Origin of the sequence: Micromonospora sp. NPDC057141 (assembly GCF_042670805.1) — a bacterium.
Classification (GTDB): Bacteria; Actinomycetota; Actinomycetes; order Mycobacteriales; family Micromonosporaceae; genus Micromonospora.
This window is the reverse complement of the sequence record NZ_JBHUVA010000043.1, coordinates 26505-44693: the sequence shown is the minus strand read 5'-3', so window position 1 is coordinate 44693 and position 18189 is coordinate 26505. Positions and strand designations below refer to the sequence as shown.

Here is an 18189-nt window from a genome sequence, read left to right as displayed (position 1 = left end):
TTTTTTGTGCCTGAATTGTCAAAGATACCGCGCGGCGACCCCTCCGGCCAAGCGATCGGGGTGGGCCGCGCCACGGGTCGGGACGGAGTCGCACGCATGCTGCTGGGTGCCGGTCAACGGGTCGTGTTCATCGGGGACAGCATCACCGACTGCGGCCGGCGCGACAGCGCCGCCCCCTTCGGCGACGGCTACGCGAGCCTCGTCCGCGCGTTCGTCGACGCCCGGCACCCGGAGCTCGGGCTGACCTGGGTCAACCGGGGCGTCGGCGGCGACACCGTGCGCGACCTCGCCGCCCGCTGGGACGCCGACGCCGTCGCCGAGCGCCCCGACTGGCTCTCGGTGATGATCGGCATCAACGACATCTGGCGCGCGTTCAGCCCCGGCCAGGAGGCCGAGGCCGTGCCGATCGACGAATACGAGCGCACCCTGCGCGCCCTGCTGCGCCGGGCCGTGGCGGCCACCGGCTGCCGGCTGGTGCTGGCCGACCCGTTCCTCATCGAGGCGGACGTGGACGAGCCGCAGCGCGCTGAGACCGACCGGTACGCGGCGGTGGTGGCCGCCGCCGCCAGGGACTTCGACGCGGTGCACGTGGCCACCCAGGCGGCCTTCGACCGGGTGCTGGCGCACAGCCCGTCGAGCCGCTGGGCCGACGACCGGGTCCACCCGGGACTGCCGGGCCACGCGGTGATCGCCGACGCCTTCCTGAACGCCCTCGGCGCCTGATCCCCGCTATCGCCCGGCCCTGCGGGTGCAGACCTGGCGGCTGCGGCCGACCGTGTCCGCCGACCACACCACCGCGACCGTGAAGCAGTAGTCGCTGGTGCGGTCCAGCCCGTGCACCAGGAAGCTCGTGGTGCCCGCCGGCAGCGTCTCGAACGCGTTCGGCTGCCGCCCGGACGGTGCACCGGCGAGCACGACGGGCCCGCTGGCCCCGGCCGGGTACGTCCAGCGCAGGGCGATGTTGTCCCGGTTGTCCCGCAGGCTCACCCCGTCCGGCGGGCTGCCGGGGGAGGCGGCGGCCCGTGGGCTGGCCGACCGGCCGCCGGACGGCTTCGCGCCGGGGGAACCGCCCGAGGGCCCCGCGCCGGACGGGCCGGGGCCCGGCGGGGCGGTCGCCGAGGGCGACGGGCCGGGCGCCGGCTCCGTGCCGCCGACCCGGGCGACGCCGGCGACCACCGCCGCCGTGCCCAGCACCACCACGGTCACCCCGGCGAGCACCACGAGCGGGGTGAGCCGGCGCGGCGGTGGCGCGGGCGGGCGGGGGACCAGCACCGGCAGCAGCCGGGAGCGGTCCTGCGGGGGCGGGGGTGGGCTCAGGGCCCGCACCCCGGCCGGGGCGTCGGCGCCCGCGCCGGTGAGGCCGAGCACCGCCGGCGGCACCGGGCCCTCCGCCGGCCGGGCCGTCTCGCGCGGCCACCGGTCGTCCCGTTCGGCCTGGGCCGGCGCCGGATCGGCCTGGACCGGCCCCGGCTCGGCGTACGCCGGGTCGGGGCGGGCGGCGTACTGCCGGATCCACGGGTCGTCGTCGGCCCAGGGCCCGGCTTCCCCGCCCGACCACCGGTCGTCGTCCGGGGGGAGCCGTGGGGAGGGCACCACGGGCGGGGCGGGCTCGTCCTCCGCCGGCCAGGCCGACCGGTACGCCGGGGCATCGTCGGCCGGGTGGGGCTCCTCGTAGGAGGGCCACGTGACCGGGCGGGGCTCCTCCTGCGGGGGCCACGCCCGCTCGTACGTCGGGGGCCCCTCGGCGGGCGTCGCCACCCGGGCCGCCGGCACCGTGGGCGCGACGGGCGCCTGGGGCTCGACGGCCGGCGTCTCCCGCTCGACGGAGGGCGTGCGGCCGCAGACGTGGCCGGGGTTGGCGGCGGCCCGGGCCAGGGCCGTCACCTGCCCGGCGAGGGGGTCCTCGGCGGCGAGGTGCTGTCGGCACAGCTCCCGGGCCAGGGTCAGGGTGTCGTGGGACTCGGCGAACTCTCCGCAGTCGCGCTGCATCGACCCGAGCCGCGCCAGCATCTTGATGCCGCTGGGGTGCCCGTCGCCGTATACCTCGCGGTGCAGCTCCCAGGCGTCCTGGAGGCGCTCGCGGGCCACCTCGCACTGACCCCGCGCGTATTCCACGGTGGCGAGGTCGGCGTGCGCGGCCAGCACCCGCAGCGACTCGGGCCCGTCGGACGCGGTCAGCTCGATGATGACGTCGGAGTAGAGCCGGGCGGCGCGGGCATAGCTGCCGACCCGGTGCAGCACCGCCGCGAGGGTCGCCGCCGTTGCCACGGTGCGCGGGTCGGAGCGGCCGTGCAGCCGGGTCGCCGCCGCGTACGCGAAGGCGGCCCAGCCGCGCGCGGAGTGCGGCTCGCCGAGTGCGACCAGCACGCGGGCCTGGAGGCCGGCGGCCTCGGCCAGCTCGGGCGAGGCATGGTCGGGGCGGGGGTCGGCGTCGCTCAGCGCGTCGGAGAGCAGCTGTTGCGCGCCGGCCAGGTCGCCGGCGGACACCAGCTGGTGCGCCTGGCCGGTCAATTCACCGAAGGCGGGGGACACGCCCCATCGTGGCCGCACCGCGACAATAAGTACAACCCCCCGACGATCGCGATTCGGTCATCATCCGGTCAGGTGGTCCACCATCGTCTCGCTGATGCGGCGCAGCTGGTCGACCTGGGCGGGGCTGAGCGCGTCGAAGAGGTGCCGGCGTACCCCCTCGACGTGGCCGGGCGCGGCGGCGGCCAGCACGGCGAACCCGGCGTCGGTGAGCACGGCGACCTGCCCGCGTCGGTCGGTCGGGCAGTCCTCCCGCCGGATCCAGCCGGATGCCTCCAGCCGGGCGGCGGCGTGCGACAGCCGGCTGCGCGAGGAGCCGGTCGCGTCGGCCAGGTCGCTCATCCGCAGCCGCCGCTCGGGGGCCTCGGAGAGCCGGACCAGGATCTCGTAGTAGGCGTGCGGCATCCCGGCGTCGCGTTGCAGCTCGCGGTCGAGCTTCTCCATCAGCGCCCGCGAGGCGGCCAGGTACGCCCGCCAGGTGCGCTGTTCGTCGGGGTTCAGCCAGCGGGTCATGACCGCCATCATAGCGGCCATTGTTGAACGCTCAACTAAATCGCGCTACCGTGGGGTCATGGGAATCCACCGCCTCAACCACGCCGTCCTCTACGTCAGCGACCTGGAGCGCAGCGTCGCCTTCTACCGCGACGTCCTCGGCTTCCGGGTCATCCCGATGACCCCCGACGGGTTCCGGGGCGCCGCCTTCCTCCAAGCCGCCGGCTCCACCAACGACCACGACCTCGGCCTGTTCGAGATCGGCCGGGGCGCCGGGCGCTCCACCGCCGGCCGGGCCACCGTCGGCCTCTACCACCTGGCCTGGGAGGTCGACACCCTCGACGAGCTCGCCGTCACCGCCCAGCGGCTGGCCGCCACCGGCGCGCTGGCCGGCAGCTCCGACCACGGCACCACGAAGAGCCTCTACGGCAAGGACCCGGACGGGCTGGAGTTCGAGATCGTCTGGCTGGTCCCGGCCGACCGCCTCGACGACGCCGCGCTCACCGCCCGCAAGCGGATCGGTCGCCTCGACCTCGACCGCGAGCGGCAGCGCTACGGCGGGCAGACCCGGGGCGGCGTGGGCATCTCCGTCCCGGCGTGACCGCCGCGGGGCGAGCCCGGGCGGGGAGCGCCGTGCCCGCGCGGTGGGCGGTGCGGTAGAACGACAGGATGCCGACCGACGCCGTCCTCCGCGAGCTGCTCGTCCGACAGCTCGACGCCTGGTTGCCCGCAGCGCTGCACCGTTCGCGGCGGGCCACCCTCGCTCTGGCGTACGCCGGGACCGACGCCGGCGGCGCGGACGCCGCGCTGCGCGTGGTGGGGGAGTTCGCCGACCGGCTCCGCGGGTTCCGGCTGACCGTCCTGGTGCTCGCCGAGGGCGACGAGACCCTCCCGGCCCGCCTCGGCGCGGCCGAGGCGACGCTGCCCGCCGAGGTGGCCGTGCACGTGGTGCCCGGCGACCCGGCGCGGCTGCCCGTGGCCCTGAAGGCGGCGGGCGCGGCCGGCGCGCCGCTGCTGACCCTGGCCCACGGCGCGGCCCCGACACCGGCGCTACTGACCGCCGCCCGGTCCGGCCGCCCGGCCGACCTGCTGCTGGCCACCGCGCTCGACGCGCCCCTGCGGCCGGCGCTGGACGCGGCCGGTTTCCCGCTGGTGGCCGAGGTCGACCTGCTCGCCGCGCCGGGGGAGGCGGGCCTGTGGCAGGCGGGCCCCGGGGAGACCGAGGGGCTGCGGCTGGCGTTCGCGACCGGGTCGGACCGGAGCCTCCAGGCATTCAAGGACGCCCTCTGGGCGGTCGGGGCCACCGGCGTCCGCTACCGCGACCCGGCCGATCCGCAGGGGCGGGCCCTCGACGTCGCGCCGGAGGCGGACCCGGGCCCGCTGCGCCGGGAACTCCTCGCCGAGCTCGCCCGCCACGGCCCCCGTACGGTGACCGAGCTGCGCCGGCACGCCCTCACCTCGACCCTCTACCGGGCGGCGGACGCGAACCGGGCGCTGGGCGACCTGCTCGACACGGGCGCGGTGGCCCGCGACCCGGAGCACGGCCGGCTCGGTGGGGACGTGCTGATCAGCGCCCCCGGGACTGGCGGATCAACTGCTTGACCACGATGGACACCCCCGTGGCGACCACGCCGATGCTGAAGACCATCTGGAGGCAGACCGCGACCCGGGCGAACTGACCCTGCGCGTGCACGTCGCCGTAGCCGACGGTGGTGAGGGTGGCCAGCGTGAAATAGAGCGCGTCGATCCGGGTGGTCAGGTTGACGAACTCGCCCGGGGCACTGCGGGCGATCACCAAGTCGGCGAGGGCGAACGCGAGCAGGCCCGCGACGAGGGCGACCGTGAGTTGCAGGAGTGAGCGGATCTGCACCTGCTCGGGGTCGTCGGCCACGGCGAGCTGCCGGTGGACCAGGCGGGTGACCAGCCACGCCACGGCGACCACCAGCGCGACCGTCGCGGCGCTGCGCGCCGCGAGCCGCAGCCCGTTCGGGTCCTGCTCGACCGGCACCACGAAGTACGCCCCGAGCAGCAACAGGCACGCCAGCGTCGACACCCGGCGTTGGCGGCTCGGCGACCCGTCCCCCGTCCGTCCCGGCGACCCGTCCCCTGTCCGTCCCGGCGACCTGTCCCCCGTCATGCGGCGATTCTCCGCCGCCTTCCCGGGCCAGGGCGGGGATTCGGCCAACCCGGCCCGCCCTTCGGGCGTCACGCCCGGGACCCGCGCACTCCCGCTCGGATCAGATGCCGAGCCGGCTGTAGATGGTGAAGTTCAGGATGATCGGGCCGTACTTCTTGCGCTTGCGGAACATCAGGCCCATCGCGGGGCTCCCTTCGTGACCGTTCCCTGCCGTGTCGAACCCGAACATGCCCGAAGCGTCGATTCGGGAACCCGCCTCCGTCCGCACTGGACGCCATCGCAGGGCCGCGGCAATGTCGCGGGGGCCCGGCATCGGTGTTGCTCACCGGAGCCTGCCCTGCGCCGGGGCCCGGTCGCGACCGCCTGGCCGATGCCGTCGGCTCCGCCCCGCCGGGACATGCCCTTCGGCCCCTTGCTAGCGAGCTGCCCCGTCTACGCTCCCGTCCCCGCGTCTCCGCGTCCCCGCCTGCGCCGGTAGCACAAACGGGGCAGCTCGCTAGGAGACGCAGAAGGGTAGGTCGACCCGGCGGAGGACGCCCTGCGGAAGCCCGCCCCGGGTGACCCCGGCGGGGTCAGCGGGGCCCCGGCGTCGGGGTCAGCGGGGCTCCCAGGCATCGGGGCGGGCGATCAGCCGCCGGACGTGGCCCGGCAGCCGCCCGCTGGCCATCTCCGCGAGGTTCACCTCGTCGACCACCTGCCGTACCGCCGCCCGCACGGCCACCCAGAGCCGGGGCAGGTTCTCCGCCGCCCCGTCGTAGGTGGTCTCCTCGGGGCGCATGCCCCGCACCCCGGCCAGGGGGCCGTCGACCGCGCGCAGGATCGCCCCTATGGTGATCTCCTTCGGCGGCCGGGCCAGCGTGTAGCCGCCCTCGGCACCCCGCTGGGCCCGGACCAGCCCGGCCCGGCGCAGGTCGGCCAGGACCGCCTCCAGGAACTTGCGGGGCATGTCCTGCTCCGTCGCGATGGCCTGGGTCGACAGCAGGGAAGGGTACGCGGTGGCCAGGCTCAGGGCCGCCCGTACCGCGTAGTCGCCGCGCGCGGAGATCTGCACCCACTCATCATGCCCGCCCTGTCATCCCCGTTGGGCCGGTGGGCGGCCGTTGCCGGGTGGCCCGCCCCGCGACGACCGGAACGCGCCGGGGCTCAGACCCATCTCGCGGGTGAAGAACCGGCCGAAGTTCGTCGGCTCCGGGAACCCGAGCCGGCGGCCGATCCGGGCGATCGGCTCGTCGGTGGCGGCGAGCAGCCGGCTGGCCTCCAGCGCCACCCGGTCGTCGATCACCTGTTTCGCGCTGCGCCCGGTCACCGCCAGGCAGGCCCGGGTGAGGGTACGCACCGAGCAGCCGATCCGGGCCGCATAGTCCTCCACCCGCCGGGTGTGCTGGTAGCCGCGCTCGACCTCGTGGCGGAGCCGGCGGAACGTGGCGCTCTCGGCGCGCCGCTCGACTCCGACTCCGACTCCGACCCCGGCCGCGACTCCGGCTCCGACCCCGGCCGCGTCAGAGTCCGCCGGAGTCGGTGGCAGCAGCGCGAGCCGCAGCAGCAGCACGGCGAGCTGGTGGCGCAGCAGCGCGCGGGCTGCGGGCACGTCCGGGTGCCGCCGGCAGTCCACCACCAGCTGGGTCACCTCGTTGAGCACCGCGTCGGCGTCCTCGCCGGCGAGCTGCCGGTGGGCGGGCACGTCGTCGGCGGCCTCGACGTCGAGGCCCCGCAGGGCCGTGGCCGACCAGCGGACCACCACGGCACCGAGCCGGGTGCCCTCGCACCGCAGCGCCTGACCGGGGCGGACCCGTAGCAGCGTGCCGGGGCGGCAGGGCAGCGGCCGAAAGTCCAGCTCGGCGGTGCCGTGGCCGCCGGTGACGAGGACGACCAGATCCGCGTCGAGCAGGACCGGGCGTCGCCAGTCGGTGCCGTCGGTGCCGTCGGCGAGGCCGCCGAGGCCGCCGAGGGTGAGCGTGGTGATGTCGTCGGGCCGGGGCGGGGGAGCGTCGGTGCGGGGTGCCGGGGAAAGCTGACCGGAGGGGACCATCGCCTGCGACGGTATCCCGCGCGCGGGACGGTCGCATCCCAGCAGGACCGCCCGGTGGCTTGTCGGGGTGCGGCCGGAGGACTACGTTACCGATCAGTAGTTGCCCGGGTCCGGCGGGCCACCGGCGACCCGCCGAACAGCGAGGGGACGGCATGACGGATCTGTTCTCGGTCGAAGGCAAGACGGTCCTGGTCACGGGCGGATCGCGGGGGATCGGCCTGATGATCGCCCGGGGCTTCGTACGGGCCGGCGCGCACGTGATCATCTCGTCCCGCAAGGCGGATGTGTGCGAGGCCGTCGCGAAGGAGCTCTCCGCCGAGGGCCGCTGCGCGGCGATCCCCGCCGACCTCGGCCACGACGAGGGTGCGCTCGGCCTGGCCGCCGCCGTGCGCGAGCGGGTGGACCGGCTCGACGTGCTGGTCAACAATGCGGGGGCGACCTGGGGCGCGCCGCTGGAGGCGTACCCGGAGAGCGCCTTCGACAAGCTGTGGGCCGTCAACGTCAAGGCCGTCTTCCGGCTCACCACCGCCCTGCTGCCCGCCCTGCGGGCGGCGGCCGACGCCGACGACCCGGCCCGCGTGATCAACATCGGCTCGATCGACGGGATCCGGGTGCCGTGGCTGGAGGTCTACGCGTACTCGGCGACGAAGGCGGCCGTGCACATGCTCACCCGCAGCCTCGCCCACCAGCTCGCCGGCGAACACATCACCGTGAACGCGATCGCCCCCGGGCCGTTCGAGAGCAAGATGATGGCGTTCGCGCTGGACGACCCGGAGGCGCGGTCGGCCATCGAGAAGCAGATCCCGCTGGGGCGGATCGGACGCCCCGACGACATGGCCGGCGCGGCCATCTACCTGTCGTCGCGAGCCGGGGCGTACCTGACCGGCGCGGTGATCCCCGTCGACGGCGGGATCACGACGCACGGCTGAACGCGCAGCGCGTACCCGATGGTGGTGACGGCCCGGGGCGGCGCGGACTCGGCAGATCCGCGCGGCCCCGGGTGTGGCGTGGTCAGCGACCGGCGAGCAGCCGGGTCACCGCCGTGTCGACGTCCAGGTGGTCGGCCTCCCGGCCGCGCGGGACGACGACGTAGGTGCGCCGCAGGAAGCGCACCAGGACGCTGCGCGGCACCTCGAACAGGGCGTTGCCGTCCGGGGACGACAGCGCCAGCGCGACGAAGTCCCCGCGCGGGGTGGCCCACGGCCAGACCCGCACGTCGCCGATGCCGGCCGGCTCGTCGAGGCCGGTGACCAGCAGCTCGCGGGCGAACGACCAGCTCACCGCCTCGCCGCCGGCCGATTCGGCATGGAACAGGACATGGACCGCATACGGGTCAGCAGGGTCGTAACGCAGGCTGGCACGCACCGGCAAGGCGGTGGCGTCAGGCGCGACGAGCCTTAGCGACGTCTCGACCTCTACGGTCGTCGGTCGGATGACACTCATGGACGTTCTCCCCCCGGCACCGCTGCGGAACGCGCGTGTCCCGCTTTCCCCATACTCAGGTGCTACCTCTGGCTACGCTCCGCCATACGCTGACTTCACCCTGTGGTGGGAAGAGGGTCGGAAACGCCGCTAGAATGTGAAAATTCTTGTACGATATCCGGTTTTGCCCAATGCTTGATCCCGCCTGGCGTCGGGGTTGGTTCAGACGTCGACTTACTCCGGTAACGTCCAGTGGTCCGATGGAGTGACGGGCCGCAGCGACACTGGGGGACGAAATGACCACGAACCGATCCTCAGTGGATGTCACGGCCCGGTCCGGAAACCCGCAGAATGGGGCCCGGGCAGCCGAAAGGCGGGGGTACGCAGTGCCGAAGCAGCAGCATGGCCGGCGCGGCCGGGGAGGTCCCGGCGACGCGGCGACCGGAGGCGGAACGGCCGTCGCCGAACGGCGCGGCGGGCGCCTGCGGCAACGGATCGGCACCACCCTCGACCTGATCCGCGCCAACCCCACCGGCCGGGTGGCCCTCAAGATATTCATCTCCGTCGCCGGTGCGATCGTCGTCACCGTCGGCATCGCGCTCATCCCGCTGCCCGGCCCCGGCTGGCTGCTCGTCATCGCCGGGCTGGGCGTCTGGGCCGTCGAGTTCCACTGGGCCCGCCGGCTGCTCGCCTTCACCCGCCGGCACGTGCACGCCTGGACCAGGTGGGCCACCAGCCGGTCACTGCCCGTGCGCCTCGTCCTCGGGTCCGTGGGCCTCGTCTTCGTCGCCACGGTGGTCTGGCTGTCGCTCAAGTACAGCCTCGGCATCGACGTGGTGGCCGGGGCGCTGCACTACCTCGCGACGCACTGACCCCGGATTCGCGGTCCGGTCCCTCGATCAGGTAGAGTCATCGTCGCTGAGGGCGATTAGCTCAGCGGGAGAGCGCTTCGTTCACACCGAAGAGGTCACTGGTTCGATCCCAGTATCGCCCACACTGAATACGGCGAGGTCAAGGCCAGGATCCGAGACATCGGACCTGGCCTTACTGCTGTCCTTCGTGGAGATCATGAGTCATCCATGAGTCACGAGCTTGAGTGCGCGCGTAGGCGAACGTAGGTGGCTGACGCTGTCGGCCCGTGCTGCCATCAGGGCGCGTGTCCGTCGCCGCGCTGGCGCTCCGACTCCGGTCACGCAACACGGCCGACGGCTGGCGCGGAGGGCGGAAAGCCCGGTGGGTTGCCGGATGACGACAGGCCCTTGCCTGTGGGGCCAGCAGCCGGCCGGGCCGCGCGGCCACGAGCCCGCGCGGCGTAGAGGATCGGACGCCGGATCCCTCGGCGGTTCGCGGTCCGTGGGTGGTGGCGATGGATGCCATCCCGCCAGCCGTCGTCGCTGGCGAGCCAAGCAGACCACCGCCCGACCCGCCAGCGTCCGTACGAGCCGTCAAGGCCGTCTTGATTTGGCGGGCCGGGCGGGCGGCCCGCTCTCCAGGAGGGCGGGCCGACGGCGAACAGGATGGTAGCTTGAGCCCTAGGGCCTGTGTCGAAGTCGGTCACAGCCATTCGTTGATGGCGGCGATGTGCACGGTGGCTTCGTAGCGGACGGCGAGTTTGTCGAAGCGGGTCGCTACGGCACGGTGGCGTTTGAGTCGGTTGATGCCGCACTCCACGGCATGGCGCTGCTTGTACCGCTGCGGGTCGAAGGCCGGCGGCCGGCCGCCCTTCGACTGCTTCCTACGCCGGTTCGCGTCCTGGTCAGCCTTCGACGGAATCGTCGCGGCGATCCCACGTCGACGCAGGTAGCGGCGGTTAGCCCTCGACGTGTACGCCTTGTCAGCCAGGACCCGGTCCGGGCGGGTCCGGGGCCGCCCCCCCACCGAGACGGGGCACCCGGATCCCGTCAAGCACCGCAACGAACTGCGGGCTGTCCCCGCGCTGCCCAGCGGTCAACACGATCGACAACGGCTTCTGCCCCTGCTCACACGCCAAGTGCACCTTCGTGGTCAAACCACCCCGCGACCGCCCGAGCGTGTGATCGGCCGGCTCCACCGTGACACCGCCCGGCGGCTCGGCCCTCAGATCCCCCTTCCTACGCGCCCCAGCGGCGTGCTGGTGCGCTCGGGCGACCGTCGAGTCCACCGACACATCCCACACGACGCGTCCGACCCCGTCAGCCAGGGCCTGCAAGGCGGTCAGGATCTTCGCCCAGGTCTCGTCACGCTGCCAACGCCGAAACAACGCGTACACAGCAGCCCAGGACCCGTAGCACTCCGGGACGTCCCGCCACGGGGCACCGACCCGTATCCGCCACCGAATCCCATCAATGAGCTGCCGTTTCGTCCATCTCGACGGCCGACCCGGCCTACGCCCCACAGGCAGCAACGGCTCCAGCGCCACCCACTGTGCGTCGGTCAGGTCATGCCGCCTCGTCACCGCTACAGTGGCCACGAGGTCTCCGGTGTTCGGGTTCTGCTTCGTCGCTGAACCAGAAACCGGAGACCTCGCTACAGCTCGAACACCAACACGCCACGACCCTCACCCAACACCTCAAGCCCTGACACCGACTTCGACACAGGCCCTAGCGCTGCGCCGTACAAGGATTGGCCAGGCACCGTGGCACTTCGGCGGCCCACCGTACCCGCCCTGAGCTGCAGACCAGCTTGGGAAAGATCAACTAGTCAGGCCCCGGTTTGCCTAAGGTGTCCGGCATGGACATTGCTCTACTGGTCCGTTTGGGTGCTGTCCTTCTCGCCTACAAGATGCCCTCTAATGTTTGCTGCTTGATCTTGATTATTCCAGATAAAGTTAGCCATGCTCTTTACGTATGAGGTGGCTTCAGGTGAGCTTTTGTAAGCGAAGCTTCCCAGTGCCTCTCTCAGCCATGCTCCCTTGTTTTCTGCGGGTATAGACTTGTGGAAACCTTCTAACTCCCCTACGGGGACAAGGAAGATTCCTAGTTTCCTCAAGGCGGCATTCAGCTCCTGGTAGGCGGTAGCGGCATCGCCGCGCAGAATGGTGTCTGCGGCAGCCTTGAAAATCTTCCAGCCGCTTTGAGGCGCAAGGGCTCCCTTGATGCGATTGATGTCGCCCGAGGTCAAGGTGCTATCTCTTCTTGCTTCGAAAACCTGCTCAATCTTAACTTTTGCGATAGTCTTGTCTACCTTCTCCGCGCGCGCATCGATGGCGGATGTTACGACCCTCCGGTGCCGTTCGAGCGTAGTCGGATCGCCGCCGCAAGCCTTCACCAATTCGTCGAAGTCTCGGGTCATTTGCAAGAAATCAATGTCGACTGCGCAGGCGACAGGAACCTTGGATGCCCGAAGGGCGCGCACTGCATGGGGCATCCTGGACTTTCCCCCGGAATGGGCGAAGTGCAAGCTCAGAGCTGTAGCCGGGTGGCCTCCGTCTAGTGAATCGACAGTGGACTCAAGAACGGCTCGATAGTAAGTGCAGTCGGAGTCTGCTTCGCATAATATGACGCCGTGGAAGAAGAGCCCGTCGAGGATGCCGTAGTACTTTATCAATGGGTCCTCGTAGAGTTTCTGCACGTCCTGGACGTGCACCTGAGCTGCATGATTTCCCTGGCGGGAGCGGGTCAGGCGCACAACCGTTACGGCTGCTTCGTTGCCTTTAATGGAAACAATTCCGCGAAGGACGTCATCGCTGTGCGTTGCTACAACAACCTGGGTTCCATTGTCATGCTGCCGCGCAAGAAACTGTCCTAGCATGTATGCCTGTGGTGGATGGAGAAAGGTTTCTGGTTCGTCGATTAGTACGATCGGGTAGCTGGCAGTAGTGAGCGCTAGCACCACTCCCATGAATGAACGCACGCCGTCACCTTGCTCCTCAAGCAAGGGTAGGGCTTCGATTTCTCTCAGATACTCTTCTGATGCCGGCATTGTGGTTTCCTGAGAGCTAACTTTGCCGATATGGAGGCTAATTCGACTTCCAGCGTACCGATGTACGACTAGTTCCTCGCCGAAAACTCGCCGCATTTCGTCGCTAACCTTTTGTTCCATGCTTCTATCTGAGAAGAGTTTCTGGACGGGGTTTGAGGGAACCTCTCGCCCAACGTGGTACGTGCCGGTCGATCCAGCGGTGTTGGCCTGGCTTCCAGCAGGCATGTATGCCATCAGAAAGTCGGCGACTTGGTGCATGTGTGGATAGGTTTCGCCCCAGATCTGTTTGATCTGAGTTGCCGAGAGGGCGCTATCTTGCTTGGGAAGTGGGAAGCGCTCCTCTGGGAATGCGCCAGGGAGGTGTCCTCCGGAGCGTAGGAATCTGTAATTACCTTTCATCCATACTATGAGTTGCTCCGGTGAGCACCGTTTCTCAAAATCGAGTGCCGAGATGACCTTTGGGTGATAGTTGGCCGAGTTGGCGCTTCCACTCAATCGTTGCTGAATTTCTCGTAAGAGTTGACTCTTTCCAGCATTGTTTGGGCCGACTAGAACGGTCAACCCCTCTGCAATAGAAATAGCTTCACCGCTTGTGAGGGTCGCCTTGGTGATCTTTGTAATTTCGGATGGCGTAACCTGCTCGCTGGTCATCTACTCATGATGGATGATCAATTTGATCATCACTCCTCCGGGTGATGGCCGTCGTGGGCCGGAAGTCCCGGCGGGCCTACTCCGCGACGAAGACGCCCACGCCCGGCAGTGTCTCGGTCATCCCCTTGATCCGCAGCACCTGCATGGCTCGGTCGATCACGGGCTCCGTGACGCCGTAGTGCTCGATCAACTCTCGCCGGCTGGGCAGCTTGGCGCCCGGCGGGAACTCGCCGGTCGCGATGCGTTCGGCGAGGTCGTCGGCAATCTGCTCGTAGCGGTAACGCGGTGGCACTGTGTTCCCCTCGGTTGGCAACACGAGTAGAGCACCTACGCCAGCCCTTGACTACCCAACGGTACCTATGGGAGGTTGCGGAGGAGGTCGTTTCCCCCGGTTGGCGCTGTGGGCCGTCCTCGCTGGCGTGGATGTCCGGCGCAGCCCCGCGACCGGGCATCCACGCCTCCGGCCACCTGTACCAACGATTCCTCGGCTGGACCCGATGAGCACCCCCAAGGAGGAGCAGTTGAACGGCGCGCAGCGCGAACCGGCGCAGAGTCGGGGTGAGCAGATCCAGGCGGCCGAGCACGAAGCTGCCAAGCAACGGCTTCTCGCGCAGGCCGAGGCCGAACGGATACCGGCCGAGGAGACCACCAAGGCCGTACCCGACCGGCGGTGGCGTCGTGGACAGCCTTGAGTCGCTGCCGGTCGGCCGCCGGGTGGCGTACTGGCGGGGGCGGCGGAGGTTGTCGCAGCAGGTGTTCGCCGATCGGCTGGGCAAGTCGAAGAGCTGGGTGGACAAGGTCGAGCGGGGCGTCCGCTCCCTCGACAGGGTCTCCATCCTCCACGAGATCGCCGCCGTGCTGCGGATCGAGGCGGCGGTGCTGCTCGGCCGCGACGCCCGGCCCGCCGACGTGACCGGGCGGGTCGAGGGCGTGGAGCGGATCCGGGAGGCGCTGTCGACGTACGACATCGCGGTGGGACGCCCGGTGGTCTGCCGCCCGGGGTTGCCGGCGGACCGGGTGGCGCGGGATGTCGCGCATGCCTGGATGACCTTCCAGTACGCCCGGTATCCGCGGGTGGCCGAGCTGCTGCCGGAGCTGCTGGCCGGCGCGCAGCGCGCCCACGCCGACGATCCCGGGCAGGGGCGGGCGACGTTGGTGGAGGCGTATCGGCTCACCGCGTCGCTGCTGGTGAAGCTGGGCGAGGCCGAGCTTGCCTGGCTGGCCGCCGACCGGGCGATGCTCACCGCGACCGGCGACCCGATCCGGGTAGCCGCCGCCACCGTACAGCTCGGCCAGGTGTTGCGCGCCTCGGGGCGGGTGCGGGCGGCGTTGTCGACGGCGCTGGCCGCCGCGTACCGGATCGCCCCGCCCGACCCCGACGACGCGTCACCGGCGGAGTTGTCGCTGTGCGGGACGCTGCTGGTGCAGGCGGCCCTGGCCGCCGCCCGACACGGCGACGATCGCACGGTCGCCGACCTGCTCGACGAGGCTGCCGCGATGGCCGCCCGCGTCGGCGACGGCCACGACCACCACCGGACCGCGTTCGGGCCGACCGCCGTGGACCTGGCCCGTGCCGCTGCCGCCCTCGACCTGGGCCACGCCCACGACGCGGTCGCCTGGCACGAGAAGACCATCGCGCGCGACGGCTGGCGGTGGCTGCCCGCCGAACATCGGGGCGCGCACCTGCTCGACGCCGCCCGCGCCTACCTGCACGCCGACGACCCCACCAACGCCGCCCGCGCGTTGATCGAGGCCGACCGCACCGCACCGGCGGAGGTACGCCAGCGCCCCGCCGCCCGCGACATCGTCGCCCAGGTCGCCCGCGACCCACACGCCCCGGCCACGATCGTCCAGCTCGCCGCCGTCCTCGGGGTGACCTGAACCGTGACCGCACCGTTCCTGTCCCTGGCGCAGATCCGCAACCGGCTGATCCTCACCGCCCGCTGGGCCCTGCGCGAGCACCAACCCGGCCCCGACGGACGCTGCCCGACCTGTCGGACAGCAGGCTGCCCGGTGGCCACCGCCGCCCGCGACGTCCTGCGCGCAGCCACCGAAGTGCACCTGTGGAGCGCGGCAGCCCAGCCCACCGAACTCGACCGGGACGCCCCGCCCCAGGCCGATGACGGTGGATGATCCACCAGCATGGGCGCGCACGTCCACCGTGGCCGACCTCCTCGGCAGGCCGGCGCGCACCTTCCGCCAGCCGGTGGGCACCGACCATGGCCCCGGCGTTCACCGGTAGCTGATGATCGCCCCGAAGACACAGTAGCCGTCGGCTCGGGTGCGGCCGTCTGCCGGCCGCTCGGCGACACGACACCGGGGGTGGGTCACTCGGCCAGGAACGCGTCGATGTGGGACAGGAACTCGGCCCAGGCCGGTTCGGTGGCGGTGAGTAGGTGATTGCGGCTGTCGAGCAGAACCAGCCGGCTGTCCGGAATAAGGGCGGCCAATTCGCTGGCCTGTGCGGCCGGGACACGCGCGTCGTCACGGGAGTGCAGGATCAGCGTCGGGCACTCCACCCGATGGGCGATGTCGGACACATCGATCAAAGCGAACTCTTCCAAGAATCGGACGCCATTGGCCGGGGATGTTGTCCGCCGCTGGAAAGCGGTGAATTCATCCCAGTCCTGCGGGGTGCCGTCGGGCAGGAACTGGGAGGCGAAGACCTGCAGAAATCGAGGGTCCTGATTGCTCCACCCCACCCGGGCCAGATCGAGGTCGACAGCGGCCGCGTCACGCTCGGCGTCGTCGCCGGCCCGGATCTGACGACCCCGGGCGTATGCCCCGGCGAGGATCAACCGGCGGACCCGTTCTGGCCGACGCGCGGCGTACGCCACCGCCACCGCGCCGCCTTGCGAGACACCGAGCAGGTCGAACCGGTCGAGTCCGACGGCGTCGACCATGGTTTCCAGGTCGTCGACCCAGTCGTCGAACGTGAAGCTGGGCACCTCCCAGTCCGACAGGCCGCATCCCCGCTCGTCGTACCGGATCAGTTGGCGGCCCCGAGCGAGGCCGTTGAGCCAGTGCGACCACACCGGGGTGGTCCACTCCAAGTCGAGGTGGGTCATCCAGTTCGCCGCCTTGAGCAGTGGCGGGCCCGTGCCGACGGTGGCGTAGGCGATGCGGGTGCCGTCCTCGGCCTGACAGAACCGGATCACCTGATGGCCCGCACCGATCGGTCCTCCCGCCGCTGCCGCCTCGACGCCGGAACCGTGCCTCAGGGATTCCGCAGGAGCGGGCTCGACAGCCGTGGTCGGGGCCACGAACTGGTAGCCGCGTCGGTGTGCGGTGCGGATCAGCTGCTGACGCTCGCCGGTGTCCCCGATCGCCAGACGTGCGGTCCGCAACGCCGTGGTGAGCGCGGCCTCACTGACGAAACGGTCCCCCCACACCTCGTCGAGCAGCTCATTCTTCGAGACCACCCGATTCCGGTGCGCCACCAGGTAGCAGAGCAGATCGAACGCCCGCGGCTCCACATGGATCGACTCGCCGTCCCGCCGCAGCTGATGACCAGCAACGCTCAGTTCGTACGCACCGAAGCGGAACGCTTTACCAGTCACCGACGTAGCCTACTGATCTTATAGGTCGGGCTCAACCGCGGCCGGGGTCCTTTTCTGCCAGAAAGGCATACAGTTCGTCCAGGAATCGGGGCCAGGCTGGTTCGTCGCCGGTGAGCAGATGGTTGCGACCCGTTAGTAGGACCAACCGGCTGTCGGGGATGAGCTCGGCCAGTTCGAGCGCCTCCGAGACGGGGATGCGGGGATCCTCGCGGGAGTGCACGATCAGCGTCGGACAGGACACCAGGCGGGCGAGATCGGTGACGTCGAAGCGGGACTGCTCCTCCAGGAACCGGGCCCCGTTGGCCGTTGAGACCGCCAGGCGTTGGTAGTTGGTGAACTCGTCCCATTGATGCGGCAGGCCGTCTGCGAAGAATTGGGCGCCGAAGAACCGGAGGTAGCTGAGATTCTGCTCGTTCCACCCGGTCAGGGTGAGTTTCATGTCGAGATCCGCTTCGGCGTGCTCGGCGGCGTTGCTCGCCCGGGCGAGCAGGCCGCGGGCGTAGGCCGCATTCAGGACCAGCCGGCTGACCCGTTCGGGTCGGCGCGCGGCGTACGCCACCGCAAGGGGACCGCCCTGGGCGACGCCGAGCAGCGGGAAACGGCCGAGCCCTGCCGCGTCCACGACGGCGTCCAGGTCCTCGATCCACTCGTCCAGGGTGAAACCCGACGCCGAGTCGGACAGGCCGGAACCCCGCTCGTCGTAGCGGATCAGTCGCCGACCGCGGGTCAGGCCCTCGAACCAGTGGGCGAACAGGGTCGTGTTTCGTTCCAGGTCGATCCGGCTCAGCCAGTTGGCGGTCTTGACCAGCGGTGGCCCGGTGCCGGTGGCGGCCCAGGCGATGCGCGTGCCGTCCACCGTCCGGCAGACCCGGATCGTGTCGTAGGAACCGGTGGACGCAGTGACCGCTGCCGTGGGGATCGGCGCGACGGCTGTCTCCGCCGCCTGGACTGTCGCGGATCCGGTCGGCAACGCGGTGGTCGGGGCCACGAACTGGTAACCGCGCCGGTACACGGTGCGGATGAGATCTTGCTGGTGCCCTGTGTCGCCGATCGCCAGACGAACCGTGCGCAGCCCGGTGGTAAGGGCGGCTGCGGTGACGAACCCGCCATCCCAGACCGTTTCCAGCAGTTCGTTCTTGGACACGATCCGGTCGCGGTGCTCCACCAGGTAGCAGAGCAAGGCGAAGGCCCGGGGCTCGATGCGGATCGGCCGCTGGTCGTGGCAGAGCTGGCCCAGGTTCGGATCAAGGTCGAACTGGCCGAAGCGGTACGTCACCGAGCCCACCGTCGCAGCGTATCGACTTCTCGGCCCGGGACGGTCATCAGATCAAGGTCCGGGACGGTCCGGCTTCTGTCGGGAGTCAGCCGAGGACGGTCCGTGCTGACGGCCCCGTCGGCGACGCGGCGGTTCAGCTCGCCCGTGAGGGACCTCACCCGCCGATGTCATCGTGCCCGATCCCCGCACTGTC

Annotated in this window: 20 protein-coding genes and 1 tRNA gene; 9 read left to right on the top strand and 12 right to left on the bottom strand. The window is 70.9% G+C overall.

The window, feature by feature from the left end; genetic code table 11:
• The first annotated feature begins 96 nt into the window (after positions 1-96).
• The gene (locus ACFT41_RS20820; protein WP_377588034.1) at positions 97-723 is read left to right on the top strand and encodes an SGNH/GDSL hydrolase family protein; all 627 of its coding nucleotides are present in this window, start codon (positions 97-99) and stop codon (positions 721-723) included.
• Between the two features lie 6 nt (positions 724-729).
• Here the strand turns inward: ACFT41_RS20820 and ACFT41_RS20815 are convergent, their stop codons facing one another.
• Together ACFT41_RS20815 and ACFT41_RS20810 are read right to left on the bottom strand one after the other, a co-directional pair.
• Positions 730-2532, bottom strand: coding sequence for a tetratricopeptide repeat protein (locus ACFT41_RS20815; protein WP_377588033.1), 1803 nt, complete (start codon positions 2530-2532; stop codon positions 730-732).
• Positions 2533-2592: 60 nt separating this feature from the next.
• Positions 2593-3051 (bottom strand): MarR family winged helix-turn-helix transcriptional regulator, encoded by a 459-nt coding sequence (locus tag ACFT41_RS20810; RefSeq protein ID WP_377588042.1) that lies wholly within the window; start codon positions 3049-3051, stop codon positions 2593-2595.
• 49 nt (positions 3052-3100) lie between these two features.
• Here ACFT41_RS20810 and ACFT41_RS20805 point away from each other — a divergent pair, with 49 nt between their 5' ends.
• Together ACFT41_RS20805 and ACFT41_RS20800 are read left to right on the top strand one after the other, a co-directional pair.
• Entirely contained in the window at positions 3101-3622 is a 522-nt protein-coding gene (locus ACFT41_RS20805) for a VOC family protein (protein ID WP_377588032.1), read from the top strand.
• Positions 3623-3690: 68 nt separating this feature from the next.
• Positions 3691-4623: a hypothetical protein gene (locus tag ACFT41_RS20800; RefSeq protein WP_377588031.1), complete on the top strand. Its 933-nt coding sequence runs from the start codon at positions 3691-3693 to the stop codon at positions 4621-4623.
• Here the strand turns inward: ACFT41_RS20800 and ACFT41_RS20795 are convergent.
• From ACFT41_RS20795 to ACFT41_RS20780, 4 genes are all read right to left on the bottom strand, one after another.
• Positions 4589-5074, bottom strand: coding sequence for a potassium channel family protein (locus ACFT41_RS20795; protein WP_377588030.1), 486 nt, complete (start codon positions 5072-5074; stop codon positions 4589-4591). The two genes, ACFT41_RS20800 and ACFT41_RS20795, sit on opposite strands and share 35 nt — an antisense overlap.
• 184 nt (positions 5075-5258) lie before the next feature.
• Positions 5259-5387, bottom strand: a complete 129-nt coding sequence (locus ACFT41_RS20790) for a hypothetical protein (RefSeq protein WP_377588029.1) — start codon at positions 5385-5387, stop codon at positions 5259-5261.
• A 366-nt stretch (positions 5388-5753) separates the two neighbouring features.
• Complete coding sequence (locus ACFT41_RS20785; RefSeq protein WP_377588028.1) at positions 5754-6209, bottom strand: RrF2 family transcriptional regulator; 456 nt, start codon at positions 6207-6209, stop codon at positions 5754-5756.
• Positions 6210-6230: 21 nt separating this feature from the next.
• Complete coding sequence (locus ACFT41_RS20780) at positions 6231-7187, bottom strand: helix-turn-helix transcriptional regulator (protein ID WP_377588027.1); 957 nt, start codon at positions 7185-7187, stop codon at positions 6231-6233.
• Positions 7188-7339: 152 nt separating this feature from the next.
• Here ACFT41_RS20780 and ACFT41_RS20775 point away from each other — a divergent pair, with 152 nt between their 5' ends.
• Positions 7340-8116 carry a glucose 1-dehydrogenase gene (locus ACFT41_RS20775; protein ID WP_377588026.1) on the top strand — a complete coding sequence of 259 codons (777 nt, stop codon included), beginning with the start codon at positions 7340-7342 and terminating at the stop codon, positions 8114-8116.
• An 82-nt stretch (positions 8117-8198) separates the two neighbouring features.
• Here the strand turns inward: ACFT41_RS20775 and ACFT41_RS20770 are convergent, their stop codons facing one another.
• A complete protein-coding gene (locus ACFT41_RS20770; RefSeq protein ID WP_007075525.1) occupies positions 8199-8630 on the bottom strand; it encodes an SsgA family sporulation/cell division regulator in 432 nt (143 codons plus the stop codon).
• Between the two features lie 296 nt (positions 8631-8926).
• Between ACFT41_RS20770 and ACFT41_RS20765 the strand changes: the two genes are divergently transcribed.
• Together ACFT41_RS20765 and ACFT41_RS20760 are read left to right on the top strand one after the other, a co-directional pair.
• Positions 8927-9481, top strand: coding sequence for a TIGR02611 family protein (locus ACFT41_RS20765; protein WP_377588041.1), 555 nt, complete (start codon positions 8927-8929; stop codon positions 9479-9481).
• Positions 9482-9531: 50 nt separating this feature from the next.
• Positions 9532-9603 (top strand) — tRNA-Val (locus tag ACFT41_RS20760).
• 560 nt (positions 9604-10163) lie between these two features.
• On the opposite strand, the gene ACFT41_RS20755 is transcribed toward ACFT41_RS20760, so the two are convergent.
• The 3 genes from ACFT41_RS20755 to ACFT41_RS20745 all read right to left on the bottom strand — a co-directional run bounded on the left by ACFT41_RS20755 (position 10164) and on the right by ACFT41_RS20745 (position 13452).
• A protein-coding gene (locus ACFT41_RS20755) for an IS5 family transposase (RefSeq protein WP_377588025.1) occupies positions 10164-11058 on the bottom strand; the annotation gives its coding sequence in 2 pieces (ribosomal slippage) (positions 10164-10484 and positions 10486-11058; 894 coding nt in all).
• 272 nt (positions 11059-11330) lie between these two features.
• The gene (locus tag ACFT41_RS20750) at positions 11331-13160 is read right to left on the bottom strand and encodes an ATP-dependent endonuclease (RefSeq protein ID WP_377588024.1); all 1830 of its coding nucleotides are present in this window, start codon (positions 13158-13160) and stop codon (positions 11331-11333) included.
• A 76-nt stretch (positions 13161-13236) separates the two neighbouring features.
• Positions 13237-13452: a winged helix-turn-helix domain-containing protein gene (locus ACFT41_RS20745; protein WP_254909802.1), complete on the bottom strand. Its 216-nt coding sequence runs from the start codon at positions 13450-13452 to the stop codon at positions 13237-13239.
• 205 nt (positions 13453-13657) lie between these two features.
• Here ACFT41_RS20745 and ACFT41_RS20740 point away from each other — a divergent pair, with 205 nt between their 5' ends.
• Genes ACFT41_RS20740 through ACFT41_RS20730 form a run of 3 tightly spaced genes read left to right on the top strand, consistent with a single transcriptional unit; the run spans position 13658 to position 15293 of the window.
• On the top strand, positions 13658-13852 hold the full coding sequence (locus tag ACFT41_RS20740; RefSeq protein ID WP_377588023.1) for a hypothetical protein: 195 nt from the start codon (positions 13658-13660) through the stop codon (positions 13850-13852).
• A complete protein-coding gene (locus ACFT41_RS20735; protein ID WP_377588022.1) occupies positions 13839-15041 on the top strand; it encodes a helix-turn-helix domain-containing protein in 1203 nt (400 codons plus the stop codon). Before ACFT41_RS20740 ends, ACFT41_RS20735 begins: the two co-directional genes overlap by 14 nt.
• Before the next feature lie 3 nt (positions 15042-15044).
• Positions 15045-15293, top strand: a complete 249-nt coding sequence (locus ACFT41_RS20730; protein ID WP_377588021.1) for a hypothetical protein — start codon at positions 15045-15047, stop codon at positions 15291-15293.
• A gap of 194 nt (positions 15294-15487) precedes the next feature.
• Here the strand turns inward: ACFT41_RS20730 and ACFT41_RS20725 are convergent, their stop codons facing one another.
• Positions 15488-16720: an alpha/beta fold hydrolase gene (locus ACFT41_RS20725; RefSeq protein WP_377588020.1), complete on the bottom strand. Its 1233-nt coding sequence runs from the start codon at positions 16718-16720 to the stop codon at positions 15488-15490.
• 31 nt (positions 16721-16751) lie between these two features.
• Positions 16752-18005, bottom strand: a complete 1254-nt coding sequence (locus ACFT41_RS20720) for an alpha/beta fold hydrolase (RefSeq protein ID WP_377588019.1) — start codon at positions 18003-18005, stop codon at positions 16752-16754.
• Positions 18006-18189 lie beyond the last annotated feature (184 nt).

Bases quoted from the DNA above. Each gene is read 5' to 3' on its own strand.
- ACFT41_RS20775 (WP_377588026.1), top strand. From the start codon at position 7,340: ATGACGGATCTGTTCTCGGTCGAAGGCAAGACGGTCCTGGTCACGGGC.
- ACFT41_RS20805 (WP_377588032.1), top strand. From the start codon at position 3,101: ATGGGAATCCACCGCCTCAACCACGCCGTCCTCTACGTCAGCGACCTG.
- ACFT41_RS20770 (WP_007075525.1), bottom strand. From the start codon at position 8,630: ATGAGTGTCATCCGACCGACGACCGTAGAGGTCGAGACGTCGCTAAGG.
- ACFT41_RS20810 (WP_377588042.1), bottom strand. From the start codon at position 3,051: ATGGCGGTCATGACCCGCTGGCTGAACCCCGACGAACAGCGCACCTGG.
- ACFT41_RS20780 (WP_377588027.1), bottom strand. From the start codon at position 7,187: ATGGTCCCCTCCGGTCAGCTTTCCCCGGCACCCCGCACCGACGCTCCC.
- ACFT41_RS20740 (WP_377588023.1), top strand. From the start codon at position 13,658: ATGAGCACCCCCAAGGAGGAGCAGTTGAACGGCGCGCAGCGCGAACCG.
- ACFT41_RS20790 (WP_377588029.1), bottom strand. From the start codon at position 5,387: ATGTTCGGGTTCGACACGGCAGGGAACGGTCACGAAGGGAGCCCCGCG.
- ACFT41_RS20750 (WP_377588024.1), bottom strand. From the start codon at position 13,160: ATGACCAGCGAGCAGGTTACGCCATCCGAAATTACAAAGATCACCAAG.
- ACFT41_RS20820 (WP_377588034.1), top strand. From the start codon at position 97: ATGCTGCTGGGTGCCGGTCAACGGGTCGTGTTCATCGGGGACAGCATC.
- ACFT41_RS20800 (WP_377588031.1), top strand. From the start codon at position 3,691: ATGCCGACCGACGCCGTCCTCCGCGAGCTGCTCGTCCGACAGCTCGAC.